The organism is Actinoplanes sp. CA-131856, assembly GCF_050956135.1.
GTDB lineage: Bacteria > Actinomycetota > Actinomycetes > Mycobacteriales > Micromonosporaceae > Actinoplanes.
Genome location: NZ_CP191849.1, coordinates 6460556 through 6474582, shown reverse-complemented (window position 1 = coordinate 6474582; position 14027 = coordinate 6460556). Strand labels below are relative to the sequence as shown.

The following is a 14027-nucleotide window of genomic DNA, read 5'->3' as shown; positions in this document are numbered from 1 at the left end:
CGCGCGGCCCCGGGAGTTGTTCAGGCCAGGAACCGCAGCGCGTTCTCCTCGTCGAGGATGCCGCCGCCCTCGTGACCGTTGTACTCCCAGACCTTCATCTCCTTGGGGCCCGCGTAGTTGTGGAACGCGCCGTACACGGTCGAGGACGGGCAGGTGGCGTCGCGCAGGGCGACCGAGAACAGCGCCGGTGCCGTCGCCCGCGCCGCGAAGTTGACGCCGTCGAAATACGCCAGCGTCCGGAACACCTGCTCCTCCTCGCCGCGGTGCACGGCCAGGTAGTTGATGATCTCCCGGTACGGGAAGGCGTCCGTGACGCGCACCGCGCGCGGGAAGTCGCACAGGAACGGCACGAAGGCCACCACCCCGGCCAGGTCCCGGCGCAGGCCGGCCACCGCGAGGGACATGCCGCCGCCCTGGCTGCCGCCGACGACGTGGATCCGGTCGTTGTCGACCACGTCGAGGGTGCGGGCGGCGTCCACGGCCCGGACCGCGTCGGTGAACAGGCGCCGGTAGTAGTAGCCGGCCGGGTCGAGGATGCCGCGGGTCAGAACGCCCGGCACCTGCGGCGGCGACGGCGCCTCGTCGGGGGTGACGCCGAGGCTCCAGCCCGAGCCCTGCCCACGGGTGTCCATCTGGAGGTGGGCGTAGCCGGCCGACGCCCAGAGCAGGTTCTCCAGCTCATGGCCGCGCCCGCCGCCGTACCCGACGTACTGCACGACGGCCGGCAGCGGTCCCTCGGCCGCGGCCGGCACGCGCAGCCAGGCGTGGATGTCCTGGCCGCCGAAACCACGGAAGGTCAGGTCGTACGTCGTGATGGTGCGCAACGCCGAGGGAACTTCGCTCATCCGTACGTCGATGTCGCCCTGACCCGAGAGGGTCCCGGCCCAGAAATCGTCGAAGTCGTCCGGCGCGGTGACCGAGCTGCGGTACGTCGCCAGCTGCTCGGGAGAGAGGTCAATGATCATCCGTGATTGCTCCATCCATGATCCGGCCACCATAGTGCCGCACACGAAGGAGCCCGGCCCGGACAGCGGCGAAGTCGGCCCCGGTGAGCCCGGTCCGGGGATCGACCCGGTGCAGCAGGGCCGGGGCCGGGTGCGCCACCTCGACCCACCAGCGGTCGGTCTCGCTGATCTCGTCGTCGAGCCAGGCGAACGGCCGGCCCGCGGCCTGTGCGGCGATGTACGGGGTCTTCCAGTGCAGGCCGCTCACAGGCGGGGGAGAGGTCTCGGCCGGAAGGGCCAGAACCGGCAGCGGGGGCAGCCCCAGGCGCGGGGCGATCAGGTCGTTCGCGTCGGACATCCACGTGGTGGCCCAGATCAGGTCGCAGCCCAGTGACTTCAGGCGCGGGCCGTCGGCCGGGTCGAGGCGGTGCAGCAGCGGGTGGGCGGGGTCGGCGGGGGAGAGCGCGCGGTGCGTGAAGGGAATCAGGGGCCCGTCGACATCCAGGAAAAGGAGCATCGGGGGCTCACTCTAGGTGGGCCGCTCCAGTTCGGCGTCGATCTCGCGCTGGTCGGCGTTGCGGTCGCGGTCGTCGGCGCGATCGGACCGGTCCGCCAGCTCGGCCTCGCGGCCGGCGGCGCGGGAGTCGCGGTCGTCGGCGAGGCGGTCGCGGTCGTCGGCGAGGCGGTCGCGAGTGGCCCGCTGGTCGTCGCGGAAGGACTCGCGTTTGTCCAGGAAGGCCTCGCGCTCGAGGAGCAGGCGTTCGCGGCGGTCGAGATCCTCTTCCCGGGAGGCCAGTGTGCTGTCGCGCTGTTCCATGTCGATGAAGTACTGCTGGACGATCCGCTGATCGGTCTCCCGGCCGGGGCGGGCCGCCCGGATGGCCTCGCGGACCACGTCCGGGGGCAGCTCGTGAGCGCGAAACGCGGTGGCGGCCCGGCGTTCGGCCGCGGCGAACAGCCGGTCGCGCTCGGCGTGTTCGGCCGCGGACGGCACGGACGAGGCCAGCTGGTCGTGGATGCGGGCTGACCTCTCGGCCGTCTCCGCCATTTCGTCGGCGATCTGCGCGAGGCGCTCGAACCGAGCGTCGGCACGGGACTGTGGGTCATCGCTCATGCCTCATCATCGCCCTTCTCGAGGCGGCTGCTCCGGTAGTCGCGCGGGGATTTCCCGGTGACCCGTTTGAACGCTGTGCTCAGGGCGCTCTCCGACGCGTACCCGACGTCGTGCGCGATGGCGGCCACGGTGCCGTCGGAGCGGCGCAGGCGGGCCGACGCCAACTCGATGCGCCAACGGGTCAGATAGTCGAGCGGTCCCTGGCCCACGGTCTGCTTGAAGCGGGCGGCCAGCGTGGAGCGGGACACCGCGGCGACCGAGGCCAGCTCGGCCACCGTCCACGGGTGGGCCGGGCGGGCGTGCATGGCCCGCAGGGCGGGAGCGACCACGGGATCGGACAGACCGGCGAGCCAGCCGGCCGGCGGATGGGCCTCGAGGTGCAGCCGCAGCAGGTGGATGAGCATCACCTGGGCCAGGTGGTCGGTGACCAGGCCGGCCGCCGGCGGGTGGTCGCGCAGCTCGGCGTCGATCTGGCCCAGCGCCCAGCGCACGGTCGCGGCGGCCGGGGAGCCGCCGGGCACGTGGACCACCGCCGGGAGCGCGTCCAGCAGCAGCTCCTCGGCCCGCTCGCCGAAGCCGAAGCGGCCACCGAGGATGAAGACCTCGGAGCCGGTGCCGACCCGGGCGACACCGTCGACGGCGGCGGCGAACAGGGGGCCGGCGGGCTGCGGTGGGATGCCGGGCGAGCTGGCCAGGGTGAAGGCGACGGGGCGGGTCAGCAGGAAGCAGTCGCCGGCCGACAGCTCATAGGTGACGCTGTCGACGATCAGGACGCAGCTTCCCCGGCGTACGGCATTGAATTTGACCGCCGGAGGCGGCTCGAAAGCCACCGCCCACTCGCCGCCGGCGGCGAACGCCGCCGACAGCCGGCTGGTCGTGCCGACGAGGGCCAGCACGTCCTGCAGCGGATCGGATTGGACGCTCACGAAACTATTCTGGACTTTGAGCTATTCGCCGTCCAGTGGGCGCGGGTCAGACTTTCAAGCATGACGACGATCAAACTTCCGTTCACCGCCGGCAGCACGGCCGCCGAGGTGCTCGCGGGCGTGGACCTCACCGGCAAGCGCATCCTGATCACCGGTGGCGGTTCGGGCCTCGGTCAGGCCGCCGCCCGCGCCCTCCGTGACGCCGGCGCCGAGGTCATCACGCCGGCCCGGCGCGAACTCGATCTGAGCGACCTGGACAGCGTCAGGGGGTTCGCGAAGAACTGGACCGGACAGCTCGACGCCGTGATCGCCAACGCGGGGATCATGGCCGTGCCCGAGCGCCGCACCGCGGCCAACGGCTGGGAGCTCCAGCTCGCCACCAACTTCCTCGGCCACTTCGCCCTGATCACCGGTCTGCGGGAGCACCTGGCCGGGGACGCCCGTGTCGTCGTGGTGAGCTCCGGCGCCCAGTTGCGGGCCGGCGTCGACTTCGACGATCCGCATTTCGAGCGCCGCCCCTACGACCCGTGGGTCGCCTACAGCCAGTCCAAGACGGCCGGAGTCCTGCTGGCGGTGGCCCTGAGCCGCCGCGGCATCACCGCCAACGCCATGGCACCGGGCCGCATCCACACCAACCTTCAGCGTCACATGGACGACGCGACCATGCGGGCCATGGGCGCGATGGACGCCGACGGCAACCTGCTGCACGCCGACGGCTTCAAGACGCCCGAGCAGGGCGCCGCCGGTGAGGTGCTGCTGGCCGCGTCACCGCTGCTCGACGGCGTCTCCGGCGCCTATCTCGACGAGGACAACCAGATCGCCGGGGTCGTGCCCGGCGGACCCGAGCCGATGGCCGGCGTGGCCGAGTGGTCGGTCGACCCGGTGGCGGCCGACCGGCTGTGGGATTACGCGGCGACCACGATCGGCGCGCTGACCCCGCCCTCGTTGCCCGACCGGTCGACGCCGGCCAGGCAGTAGGTGGCCGGGCCGGACGGCGGCGCCGGGTCGACGACCTCGGTGCCGCCGCGGCCGGTGGCCACCAGGTCGGCCGTCTTGCCCTCGACGCGGTAGAGAGCCCAGCTCGTGCCCGAGCTCTGCGCCTGGAAGTGCACGGATCCGTCGTCGGCGCGCTTGGCCCCGGTCAAGGACGGCGCGGGCGGCGGTGCCGACGGCAACTGCTTCATCACCGGCACCAGGGCCGGCGCCGCGTAGTGCTTGTCGCGATATCGGGTCACCGAGCCCAGCCGGTCGGCCCGGATCTGCTTGGCGCTGAAGTGCACCTGACCCAGCACGCCGTACTCGTCGTTCATGGCGAGTTGCCGGTCGAGCTGGGCCGGGTCGCTCCAGTCGCCCTCCTCGCCGACCCGGTAGTCGGCCATGCCGATGTAGAGCTGCACCTTGCTGCCCTTCACCACGTCGGCCCACCACGGCAGCAGCTTGGCGTAGTCGGCCTTGCCGAAGCCGATCGTCCAGTACAGCTGGGGCACGATGTAGTCGAGCCACCCCTGCTGGACCCACTTGCGGGTGTCGGCGTAGATGGCGTCGTACGCCTCCAGGCCCTTGGAATCGGACCCCGTGGGATCGGTGGCCTTGTTGCGCCAGATGCCGAACGGGCTGATCCCGAACTTGACCCAGGGCTTGAGCTCCTTGATCCGCGTGTTCATCTCCCGGACCAGCGTGTTGACGTTGTCGCGCCGCCAGTCGGCCCGCGACCGGCCGGCGCCGTACTTGGCGTAGCTGGCGTCGTCGGGGAAGTCCTGGCCGGCGACCGGATAGGGGTAGAAGAAGTCGTCGAAGTGCACGCCGTCCACGTCGTACTTCTCGACCGCCTCGAGCATCGAGTCCTCGACGAACTTGCGCGCCTCGGGGATGCCCGGGTCGAAGTAGAGCCGCCCGGCCTTGCCCTTGGGGAAGGCGATGGCCCACTGGCTGTGCTGGATCAGCGGATGGTTGGGCGCGAGCTTGCGGAAGTCGGCGCCGGGCCCGACCGGGCCGGGCTGGGTGCCGCGGTACGGGTTGAACCAGGCGTGGAACTCCAGGTTGCGCTTGTGGGCTTCGTCGACCATGTACGCCATCGGGTCCCACCCGGGCGACTTGCCGTCCCTTTTGCCGGTCAGCCACTCCGACCACGGCGCGTACTCCGAGGGCCAGAAGGCGTCGCCCGAGGGCCGGACGTGCACGAAGATCGCGTTGTGCCGCTGGGCCACCGCGAGGTCGAGCCAGCCCTGATATTCCGCCTTGACCTGCGCCTCGGACAGGCCCCGCTTGCTCGGGAAGTCGATGTTGGTGACCGTGGTCAGCCACATGCCGCGCAGCTCACGGGTGGCCTTCGTCGGATAGACCCCGCACGAGCCGGTGGCGGTGAACGGGGCCGACGGCTCCGGCGGCGCCGGCGCCGAATAGGCGGCCGGCGCGGAATACGTCGCCGCTCGCAGGAGCCCGACCCCCAGCACGGCGGTCGCGAACAGGACCGCGGCGAGGGTCAGGGTCAGTCGTACGGGTGGGCGGCGGACGCGGAGCATGGGGACCAGTGTGCCGCACGTAGAGTTCCGGGGTGTGACTGTCGTGGTGGTGGGCGCCGGCATCGCCGGGCTGGCTTGTGCTCGTGAGCTGGTCGCGGCCGGTGTGCCCACGCGTGTCCTCGAACGTGCCAACGTGGTCGGGGGCCGTCTGGCGAGTGTCACCCGCGCGGGTCGCCCGGTCGACGTCGGCGCCGCCTACGTCACCGCCGACGACCCGTCGTTCCAGGGCCGGCTCCAGTCGTGGCGCATCGCCGGGCTCGCCCACCCGTGGACCGACACGTTCCGCGGCCAGCACGGCGACGCGCCGATGCGCTGGTCGGCGCCGGGTGGCCTGCGGAGCCTGGCCAAGGACCTGGCCGACGGGCTCGACGTCACCCTCGGCGCCGAGGTGACGGAGCTGCCGGAGGCCGACGCGGTGGTGCTGGCCATGCCGGGGCCGCAGGCGCTGCGGCTGGCCGATCTGCCCGAGGCCCGCGAACAGTCCTGGTCGCCCGTGCTGACGGCGGTCCTGACGTACCCCCGAAGGTCCTGGCCCGATTTCGCCGGCGCCTTCGTGAACGATCATCCGGTGCTGGCCACGGTCTGCGACGACGGCGATCGTCGCGGCGACCGCGCCCCGGTGCTGGTCGCCCACTCCACGGCGGCTTACTTCAAGGAGCATGAGTACGGGGGTGAGGCGGCGCTCGCCCGCGCGGTGGGTGAGCTGCTCGGCATCACCGACGAGCCCGCGGCCGAGCTGTTCCGCTGGCCCCTCGCCCAGCCCCGGACCGGGCGTGACGGCTTCGCCCGCCGGGGCCACGTCTATCTCTGCGGCGACGCCTTCGGCCGGCCCCGCGTGCAGACCGCCTGGCTCAGTGGCCGGGCGGCCGCACGCGGCATCATCAGAGAACGGAGCGGTAGACCTTGAGGGTCTCCTCGGCGATGTGCGACCAGCTGAAGTGCTCGATCGCGCGGCGCCGCCCGGCCAGGCCCATCTGCGCGGCCCGCCGTGGGTCCTCGAGCAGCTGAGTCATGGCGGTGGCGAGGTCGGCCACGAACTGCTCCGGGTCGATCGGCGTGCCCGTGCCGTCGTCGACCTGCTCGATCGGCACCAGGATGCCGGTCTCGCCGTCGCTGACCACCTCGGGGATGCCGCCGGTCGCGGTCGCCACCACCGCCGTCTCGCAGGCCATGGCCTCGAGGTTGACGATGCCCATGGGCTCGTAGATGGACGGGCACACGAAGACCGTGGCGTGCGTGAGCACCTGGACGACCTCGTGCTTGGGCAGCATCTCCTGGACCCAGATGACGCCTTTCTCGTCGCGCACCTCGCGCAGCTCGTTGGCCAGGCCCTCCACCTCGGCCGCGATCTCCTTGGTGTCGGGCGCGCCGGCCAGCAGCACGATCTGCGTCTCGGCGGGCAGGCGGCGGCAGGCTTTCAGCAGGTAGGGCAGGCCCTTCTGCCGGGTGATGCGGCCGACGAAGACCACGCTGGGCCGGCTCAGGTCGATGCCGAGGCGCTCGATCACGTCGGTGCCGCGGTTCGGCTGGTAGATCTCGGTGTCGATGCCGTTGTAGACGACCTGCACCTTGTCGGGGTCGACCGAGGGATAGGCGGCCAGGACGTCGCGCCGCATGCCGCCGGAGACCGCGATGATCGCGTCGGCGTGCTCGATGCCGACCTTCTCGCAGAACGACGACAGCGCGTAGCCGCCACCGAGCTGCTCGGCCTTCCACGGGCGCAGCGGCTCGAGACTGTGCGTGGTCACCACGTGCGGGACGCCGTGCAGCAGTTTGCTGGTGTGGCCGGCGAAATTGGCGTACCAGGTGTGGCTGTGCACGATGTCGGTGCCCTCGGTGCCGGCCGCGATCTCGAGGTCGACCCCCATGGTCCGCAGGGCCGCGTTGGCCCCGGCGAGCTCGGCCGGCTCGGGATAGGCGGTCACACCGGGCTCGGTGCGCGGGGCGCCGAAGCAGTGCACCCGCACGTCGGCCAGGGCCCGCAGATCGCGGGTCAGATATTCGAGATGGACGCCGGCGCCGCCGTACACCTCGGGCGGATATTCACGGGTGATGAGGTCGACTCGAAGCACCCCCGCAGCCTAGTACTCCCTCCCCATCGATGCTCAAGATCAGGTATCCTGGCCGTCCGCCGGGACGATCACGGCGAGTTGCCCTCTTCGGCTGGCGCTTGTGCTGGCGGAAAGTTAGCGTCCTTCCATGGCTGTCAAGGTCCTTGCAATCGTTCTGGCCGGTGGTGAGGGCAAGCGCCTGATGCCCCTGACGGCGGACAGGGCAAAGCCCGGTGTCCCGTTCGGCGGGATCTACCGCATGATCGACTTCGTCCTGTCGAACCTCGCCAACGGCGGCTACCTCAAGATCGTTGTGCTGACGCAGTACAAGTCGCACTCTCTCGACCGGCACATCTCCAAGACGTGGCGGATGTCCACGCTGCTCGGCAACTACGTCACCCCGGTGCCGGCCCAGCAGCGCCTCGGCCCGCGCTGGTTCGCCGGCTCGGCCGACGCCATCTACCAGAGCCTCAACCTGATCAACGACGAGTCGCCCGACTACGTCATCGTCTTCGGCGCCGACCACATCTACCGCATGGACCCGAAGCAGATGGTCCAGGACCACATCGCCTCGGGCGCCTCGGTCACGGTGGCCGGCATCCGCCAGCCCAAGTCGCTGTCCGACCAGTTCGGCGTGATCGACGTGGCCGAGGACGGCAAGCGCATCCGCGCCTTCCGCGAGAAGCCCAAGGAGGTCGACGGGCTGCCCGACGCGCCGGACGAGATCTACGCGTCGATGGGCAACTACGTCTTCACCACCAAGGCGCTGTGCGAGGCCGTCACCAAGGACGCCAAGGACCCCGACAGCAAGCACGACATGGGCGGCAACATCATCCCCATGCTCGTCGAGCGCGGCGAGGCCAACGTCTACGACTTCCGCGAGAACGAGGTGCCCGGCAGCACCGACCGCGACCGGGGATATTGGCGCGACGTGGGAACGCTCGACTCGTTCTACGACGCCCACATGGACCTGATCGCCACGCTGCCGATCTTCAACCTCTACAACCACGAGTGGCCGATCTTCACCAACTACGGCTCGTGGCCGCCGGCCAAGTTCGTGCACGGCTACGACGACCGTCAGGGCCGCGCCATCGAGTCGATGATCTCGCCCGGTGTCGTCGTGTCCGGGTCCCTCGTGGAGCGTTCGGTGATCTCACCAAACGTCCGGGTCAACTCGTGGGCCCACGTCGAGGGCGCGGTGCTGATGGAGGGCGTGTCGGTCGGCCGCCGCGCGATCATCCGCAACGCCATCATCGACAAGAACGTGGTGATCCCCGAGGGCGCGCAGATCGGCGTCGACCTCGACCGGGACCGCAAGCTCTACACGGTCTCCGACAACGGCGTGGTCGTCATCGGCAAGGGCCAGAAGGTGGAGCTCTAACGACGTTCCCGCAAGGTCTGAGACGGTGGTACGCCGTAGCGGGCCTTGTACGCTCCCGCGAACCGTCCGAGGTGGGTGAAACCCCAGCGGTACGCCACCTCGGACACGTTCACCTGCCAGGGATCCGAGCGGGACAGCTCGGCGTGCACCCCGTCGAGCCGCAGCCGCCGCAGATAGGTCAGCGGCGACATGCCCACATGCTGCCGAAACGCCTCCTGGAGCACGCGCACGCCGACACCGGCGATCGCCGCCAGATCGTTCGCCGTGTACGGCCGCCACGGCTCGGCGTGCATCGCGTCCAGCGTCCGCTTCACCGTGCGCGGCCGGTTCGGGCCCTGCATGCCGGCCGGCTCCTCGCCGTACGGATGCTCCACCGTCATGGCCAGACCGCTGACCAGCAGGTCACGCCAGCGGGCGGCCATCCGCGGCTGGGCCGCCAGCCCGTCGGCGTGGCGCAGCTCGGCCAGCAGCAGGCGCACCAGCGACGCCCACGTGCGCCCCGGGCCGTCGATCAGGTCGAAGCTCGCCCCGAGCAGCAGCGGCGAGACGATCTGCTGGTCGAGGGTGGCGTCGAGCTCACGCTCCAGCGCCGCCCGCTCCACCTTGACGCTCAGCAGCCGGCAGCTGCCCGGCCACTCCAGGTCGATGTCGCCGACCGGCCGGTAGACCGCGGCCCGGGTCGGATCGGCCATCACCACCGTGCCCCGATGGCGTGACCGCAGCATGCCGGTCACCGGGGCGAGCACGTGATAGGCCGTCTCGAGGTCGGCGATGGTCACGTGGATGTCGGAGCCGTAGCTGATCTCGCCGAGCGTGATCGGGCCGAGCATCACCACGTCGCCGCTGAACGCGAACCGCGAGACGTCGCCGGTCGGGTTGACCTGCAACGGCCCGTAGAAGAGCTTGCGGCAGAACGCCCTCGCCTCGTCCATGTCGGTGGTCGACAGGGAAACGTGCACGGGCTTGTCCAGGCCCGGAGCGACCGGGCGGGACTGTCTGACGCCCACCATGGCGTCCACCCTAGACCGGATGACGCCACGGGGTCACGCCGCGAGCGCGGTCACCGGCCAGGTGAACTCGGCGACCCGGTCACCGCGGACATCGATCTCCGCCAGTGGCGTCACCGGGTCACGCCAGATGGTGTAGCGGCCCTCGCGCAGGCAGTCGACGACCACGGTGTAGGTGACGCCGCCGCGCACGTGGCGGGCCCGGACCGTGGCCTGCGTGCGCAGCGCGGGATCCTCCACCGGGCTGACCTCGATGTCATGACCATGCATGCAGCCCGGCGTTCGAATGACGAGCGCGCCGATACCGGTACCGATGTTGAGCACGACTATGCCGTGCCCGGACCGCGTCACGGCAAAACCTCCGGGGCCCGCAGGTAGGGGAAGGTCACTTCGTGCGTACGGCCGCGAGCGTCGGCGCCGGCCAGGGTGGCGGCCTCGTCCGGCTCGTACGTCTCGTCGACCATCGGGTAGGTCGCGCCGGCGATGGCCCGCAGCACGATGGAGGTGACGTCGTCGCCGATCCGCCGCCCGTTCGGGAAGCCGGCGAAGTCGCCGCCGAGCAGCCCGAACGGGTTCTCCTCGGCCGACGGCGGAACCGTCGTGTCCAGGCGCAGCATGTCGGCCTGCACGTCGCCGGTGAAGGTCCGCAGGCCGTCGACCAGGCCGTCCGGGATGCCGGTGAGCAGCATCGCCACCAGATCGGACCGCCGGGCGGTCAGGCCCTCGAGGCGGGGGAAGTGCCCGGGGTGGTCGACCGGCAGAAGCACGGCCAGGTCGGGGTGCTCGACCAGGTCGGCGAAGCGCTTGTCGTCCGAGGGCGGCATGCCGTTCCAGCGGGCCCGGTCGGCGGCCGGCACGAACAGCTCGGCGAACAGCGGGTTGGCCCGCCGCGCGACCTGCACCATCGGGCCGACCAGCACGTCGTCGCCGCTGCTGTGCAGCTCACGGCGGCTCGCGGTGGTCCAGACACCGATCATCCGGCCCGGGTGCGGCAGCTGGACGGCGATGCTGTTGACGGTGGCCGGTCCGGTGGCCAGGGCCCGGGCGTTGTCACCGATCTCGAAGACCGCGGCCGGGTCGACGAAGAACGCGTCGGCCCGCTGACCGGCGAAGACCCGCTCGCCCGAGGGCAGCTCGGCGATCGCGGCGGCGGCCAGGGCGTCGTAGTCCGGGGTGGAGACCGCACCCAGGTTGCGCGGCGGGCACGGCAGCTGGGTGGCCAGGACGGTGCTCTTGCCGTACGCGTCGACCCTGGTGACCGAGTAGAACTGGCGCCGGTTCCAGTTCTCGCTGTCGAGCGACTCGATCGGGCCGGTGTTGTAGAGGAAGGTCTTGCGGTTGCGCAGCTCGGTGCGGAACCGGAACTGGTACGTCAGGTCGGGCCGGGCGTCGCCGTTGTAGTCGACGTGGATCTCGTAGAGGACGTCGTCGCCGAACTCGAGGTTGAGGAACCCGTAGTTCGCGATGATCGTCACGGTCTCCGGAGCGTCCGGGCTGACGAAGGCGTACAGGTCGGAGCTCTCCGCGTCCGGGTCCGCGGCTCCGAGTGACGCCTCTCCGTAGCCAACTCGACTCATGCTCGGCCTTTCGTCTGTCCCCTGGGGGCACGGGACCTGCTGTCGACGACCATCAGTACGAAGCGGTTCCCGTTGGGGTTCAACGGTTTTCGCGGCGTCTGCGGAGAACGCCGGTGACCACGGCGTACGCCACGGCGCCGAAGCCGAGCACCAACGCGCCGATGATGATCTGGTGACCGAGCGTCACCTTGCTGGTGTCCGCGACCGGGGTGACAGCCTGCGCCGTCGCCGCCGGTGCGGCCTGTGTCGGATTTGTCGTCTCGGGGGCTTTAGAGGCGGCTGCGGGCTTGGTCACCGCGGGCTTGGTCACCGCTGGCTGGGCCTGGGCTGGAGCCTTGGTCGGTGGTTTCGTCGCCCTTGTCGTGGCGGGCGCCGCTTTCTGCGCCGTGGGGAACACCAGATCCGAGCACGAGTAGTAGGTGTCCGGTGTGCTGGAGGTCTCCCAGACGACGTACAAAATGTGCCGTCCGGTCCTTTGTGGCAGTTTGACCGTCATGGCGTAGGCGCCGTCGGTCAGCGGGGGATCGGTGACCGTGCGGAGCGGCTTGGTGCCGAGGTCGTCCCAGGACAGGGACTTCGTTGGGTCATAACCACTTTTAGTGAGGAAAATCCGGAACTGTCCGGCGTGGGGAATCGTGGCGCGGTAGCGGACGCTCAGCGAGCCGCCCGCGGTGACCTTGGTGGCGGGATAGTCGTCGCGGGGCAGATCGAGGCCCTTGAAGGCGTCCAGGCCGCCGCTGCACAGCTCGCCGTCCGGCACCACCTCGCGGTCGCGTCCGCCCACATCGGCGATCCGCAGGTTGTCGAACGAGCCGAAACCGCCGCCGTTCGCCTTCTTCGCGGCCTGGCAGGCGGCGCTGCTCGTGTCCTCGCCGCCCTTGGCGCACGCGGCGGTGCGGCTGATCGGTGTGGTCGGCGCGCCGTGCGCGGAAGCCGGCGCGGCCGGCCAGACGAGTGCCGCGGCGACAGCGCACGCCGCGAGACGGGAGATCCTCACCCCGAGCTATACGGAGAATCGGCGTGAGTCGTTCAGCACGTCACCGTCGGTGCATCCGGACCGCTGTGATTGAGTGGTCGGGTTCGACGAAACAAGAAGGAGAACTCATGGACAAGCCCGACGTCGGCCCGATCGAGGGCGAGCCGCCCGCCGAGCTCGTGATCGAGGACATCACCGTTGGTGACGGCCCCGAGGCCAAGCCCGGCCAGTACGTGAGCGTCCACTACGTGGGCGTCGCGCACTCGACCGGCCGGGAGTTCGACGCGTCGTACAACCGTGGTGAGGCGTTCGAGTTCCCGCTCGGCGGCGGCCAGGTCATCGGCGGCTGGGACCAGGGCGTGGTCGGCATGAAGGTCGGCGGCCGCCGCAAGCTCACCATCCCGCCGCACCTGGGCTACGGCTCGCGCGGCGCGGCCGGTGTGATCAAGCCGAACGAGACCCTCATCTTCGTCGTGGATCTCCTCGGCGTTCAGTAAGGACGGGCCGGCACGCCGGCCGGGCCGGGACGGGCGCCGCCTGTCCCGGCCCGCTCTCGTTCCGGTCGTCGTCCGGATCCGGCTCGATCGGGTCGCCGATCGGCGTCATCGGTTGCCCTTGGTGACGGTGAAGGTCGAGCAGCCCGACTCGTCCGGAAGCAGCGGACGGAACGTGATCAGATATTTGGCGCCGCCGGACGTCCACGGCGTCATGGCGTTGGCCTTCTCGGCCGCGGTGAGCACCTTGTCCAGCTCGGCCCCGCGCACGGTGACACAGCCGATCTTGAAGGCCGCGTTGAGATATTGCCCCGGCAGCGCGGGACCGGGCCAGGCGACCTCGGGGCTCTTCGGATCGGTGCCGCCGGGATCGGTGTACGGGCGGGCGAGAGCCGCCATCTCCTCAGGCTGATATGCCACTGTGTTCTTGGCGCCGCCCAGGCCGGTCAGGGTGGTCACGAAGTCGGACAGCTTCTTGCGGGCGTCACGCTGCGGCTGGGTGAGCATGGGATCGTTGGCCTGGCTCTCGCGCAGCGCCTCGACGGCCACCGACTGGGTGCCCTCCTCGGTCCGGACGGTGACCCGGGTGGTGGGGGCGTCGGCGACGTTGGGCCGGCCGAAGTCGGTGCCGTTCTGTACGCCGGCGGAGGCGCCCTGACGCGTGAGCTCCCGAACCTGCTCGGGGCTGATCTGGGTGACCTGCACGTTGGGCAGCGCCGGCCCCGGATAGATCATCGGCACGGGCCCCTCGGTGATGACCCGGCCGTCGGCGTAGACACTGACGGCGGGCAGCGAGCCGACGGTCCGGTCGGGCGGGACGAAGCCGCCGTACGACTCGGTGCGCGCGACGAGGTAGTTCGCCCCCTCCCCGGACGTGGGGGCGCTGGCTTGCGCGTCGGATTGCGTGGGCGCCGCGCCCGCCCCGTTCGGCTGCGCGCAGGCACAGAGCAGCGCCAGGGGAGTGGCGGCGGCGATCAGGGTGTTGCGGAGACGAGTCATGCCGGATCAGACGATCCGGACGGCGCCGAGGTTCCG

15 protein-coding genes are annotated in these 14027 nt (G+C 70.7%); 4 read left to right on the top strand and 11 right to left on the bottom strand.

The features are described from left to right. Nucleotides 1–20: 20 nt before the first annotated feature. The 4 genes from ACQP2X_RS30095 to ACQP2X_RS30080 are packed head-to-tail and all read right to left on the bottom strand — an operon-like array spanning nt 21 to nt 2984. Complete coding sequence (locus ACQP2X_RS30095) at nt 21–965, bottom strand: acetylxylan esterase (protein WP_498687574.1); 945 nt, start codon at nt 963–965, stop codon at nt 21–23. Next, complete coding sequence (locus tag ACQP2X_RS30090) at nt 955–1461, bottom strand: HAD domain-containing protein (protein ID WP_498687573.1); 507 nt, start codon at nt 1459–1461, stop codon at nt 955–957. Before ACQP2X_RS30090 ends, ACQP2X_RS30095 begins: the two co-directional genes overlap by 11 nt. Nucleotides 1462–1473: 12 nt before the next feature. After that, nucleotides 1474–2058 (bottom strand): hypothetical protein, encoded by a 585-nt coding sequence (locus ACQP2X_RS30085; protein WP_498687571.1) that lies wholly within the window; start codon nt 2056–2058, stop codon nt 1474–1476. Continuing rightward, complete coding sequence (locus ACQP2X_RS30080; protein ID WP_498687568.1) at nt 2055–2984, bottom strand: AraC family transcriptional regulator; 930 nt, start codon at nt 2982–2984, stop codon at nt 2055–2057. The genes ACQP2X_RS30085 and ACQP2X_RS30080 overlap by 4 nt, the downstream gene beginning before the upstream one ends. A gap of 60 nt (nt 2985–3044) precedes the next feature. Between ACQP2X_RS30080 and ACQP2X_RS30075 the strand changes: the two genes are divergently transcribed. After that, entirely contained in the window at nt 3045–3962 is a 918-nt protein-coding gene (locus tag ACQP2X_RS30075) for an SDR family NAD(P)-dependent oxidoreductase (protein WP_498687566.1), read from the top strand. Here ACQP2X_RS30075 and ACQP2X_RS30070 read toward each other — a convergent pair. Next, the gene (locus tag ACQP2X_RS30070) at nt 3890–5506 is read right to left on the bottom strand and encodes a glycoside hydrolase family 10-like protein (RefSeq protein WP_498687564.1); all 1617 of its coding nucleotides are present in this window, start codon (nt 5504–5506) and stop codon (nt 3890–3892) included. The two genes, ACQP2X_RS30075 and ACQP2X_RS30070, sit on opposite strands and share 73 nt — an antisense overlap. Here ACQP2X_RS30070 and ACQP2X_RS30065 point away from each other — a divergent pair. After that, nucleotides 5505–6413 (top strand): NAD(P)/FAD-dependent oxidoreductase, encoded by a 909-nt coding sequence (locus ACQP2X_RS30065; RefSeq protein WP_498687562.1) that lies wholly within the window; start codon nt 5505–5507, stop codon nt 6411–6413. The two genes, ACQP2X_RS30070 and ACQP2X_RS30065, sit on opposite strands and share 2 nt — an antisense overlap. On the opposite strand, the gene glgA is transcribed toward ACQP2X_RS30065, so the two are convergent. Continuing rightward, a complete protein-coding gene (gene glgA, locus ACQP2X_RS30060) occupies nt 6388–7578 on the bottom strand; it encodes a glycogen synthase (RefSeq protein ID WP_498687559.1) in 1191 nt (396 codons plus the stop codon). The two genes, ACQP2X_RS30065 and glgA, sit on opposite strands and share 26 nt — an antisense overlap. Before the next feature lie 127 nt (nt 7579–7705). Here glgA and glgC point away from each other — a divergent pair, with 127 nt between their 5' ends. After that, the gene (gene glgC, locus ACQP2X_RS30055; RefSeq protein WP_498687557.1) at nt 7706–8938 is read left to right on the top strand and encodes a glucose-1-phosphate adenylyltransferase; all 1233 of its coding nucleotides are present in this window, start codon (nt 7706–7708) and stop codon (nt 8936–8938) included. Here glgC and ACQP2X_RS30050 read toward each other — a convergent pair. The 4 genes from ACQP2X_RS30050 to ACQP2X_RS30035 all read right to left on the bottom strand — a co-directional run bounded on the left by ACQP2X_RS30050 (nt 8935) and on the right by ACQP2X_RS30035 (nt 12519). Then, nucleotides 8935–9948 carry an AraC family transcriptional regulator gene (locus ACQP2X_RS30050; protein ID WP_498687555.1) on the bottom strand — a complete coding sequence of 338 codons (1014 nt, stop codon included), beginning with the start codon at nt 9946–9948 and terminating at the stop codon, nt 8935–8937. The genes glgC and ACQP2X_RS30050 overlap by 4 nt on opposite strands. A gap of 33 nt (nt 9949–9981) precedes the next feature. Continuing rightward, nucleotides 9982–10296 (bottom strand): phospholipase, encoded by a 315-nt coding sequence (locus tag ACQP2X_RS30045; protein ID WP_498687553.1) that lies wholly within the window; start codon nt 10294–10296, stop codon nt 9982–9984. Next, entirely contained in the window at nt 10293–11522 is a 1230-nt protein-coding gene (locus tag ACQP2X_RS30040; RefSeq protein WP_498687551.1) for a DUF4331 domain-containing protein, read from the bottom strand. The genes ACQP2X_RS30045 and ACQP2X_RS30040 overlap by 4 nt, the downstream gene beginning before the upstream one ends. 79 nt (nt 11523–11601) lie before the next feature. Continuing rightward, entirely contained in the window at nt 11602–12519 is a 918-nt protein-coding gene (locus tag ACQP2X_RS30035) for a lytic polysaccharide monooxygenase auxiliary activity family 9 protein (RefSeq protein WP_498687549.1), read from the bottom strand. A gap of 107 nt (nt 12520–12626) precedes the next feature. Between ACQP2X_RS30035 and ACQP2X_RS30030 the strand changes: the two genes are divergently transcribed. Then, nucleotides 12627–12995 (top strand): FKBP-type peptidyl-prolyl cis-trans isomerase, encoded by a 369-nt coding sequence (locus ACQP2X_RS30030; protein ID WP_097320959.1) that lies wholly within the window; start codon nt 12627–12629, stop codon nt 12993–12995. Nucleotides 12996–13100: 105 nt separating this feature from the next. On the opposite strand, the gene ACQP2X_RS30025 is transcribed toward ACQP2X_RS30030, so the two are convergent. Then, complete coding sequence (locus ACQP2X_RS30025) at nt 13101–13991, bottom strand: hypothetical protein (protein WP_498687546.1); 891 nt, start codon at nt 13989–13991, stop codon at nt 13101–13103. Nucleotides 13992–14027 lie beyond the last annotated feature (36 nt).

Coding starts and splice junctions, on each gene's coding strand:
- glgC (WP_498687557.1), top strand. CDS start 7,706: ATGGCTGTCAAGGTCCTTGCAATCGTTCTGGCCGGTGGTGAGGGCAAG.
- ACQP2X_RS30025 (WP_498687546.1), bottom strand. CDS start 13,991: ATGACTCGTCTCCGCAACACCCTGATCGCCGCCGCCACTCCCCTGGCG.
- ACQP2X_RS30085 (WP_498687571.1), bottom strand. CDS start 2,058: ATGAGCGATGACCCACAGTCCCGTGCCGACGCTCGGTTCGAGCGCCTC.
- ACQP2X_RS30070 (WP_498687564.1), bottom strand. CDS start 5,506: ATGCTCCGCGTCCGCCGCCCACCCGTACGACTGACCCTGACCCTCGCC.
- ACQP2X_RS30040 (WP_498687551.1), bottom strand. CDS start 11,522: ATGAGTCGAGTTGGCTACGGAGAGGCGTCACTCGGAGCCGCGGACCCG.
- ACQP2X_RS30030 (WP_097320959.1), top strand. CDS start 12,627: ATGGACAAGCCCGACGTCGGCCCGATCGAGGGCGAGCCGCCCGCCGAG.
- ACQP2X_RS30095 (WP_498687574.1), bottom strand. CDS start 965: ATGATCATTGACCTCTCTCCCGAGCAGCTGGCGACGTACCGCAGCTCG.
- ACQP2X_RS30065 (WP_498687562.1), top strand. CDS start 5,505: ATGGGGACCAGTGTGCCGCACGTAGAGTTCCGGGGTGTGACTGTCGTG.
- ACQP2X_RS30090 (WP_498687573.1), bottom strand. CDS start 1,461: ATGCTCCTTTTCCTGGATGTCGACGGGCCCCTGATTCCCTTCACGCAC.
- ACQP2X_RS30075 (WP_498687566.1), top strand. CDS start 3,045: ATGACGACGATCAAACTTCCGTTCACCGCCGGCAGCACGGCCGCCGAG.
- ACQP2X_RS30050 (WP_498687555.1), bottom strand. CDS start 9,948: ATGGTGGGCGTCAGACAGTCCCGCCCGGTCGCTCCGGGCCTGGACAAG.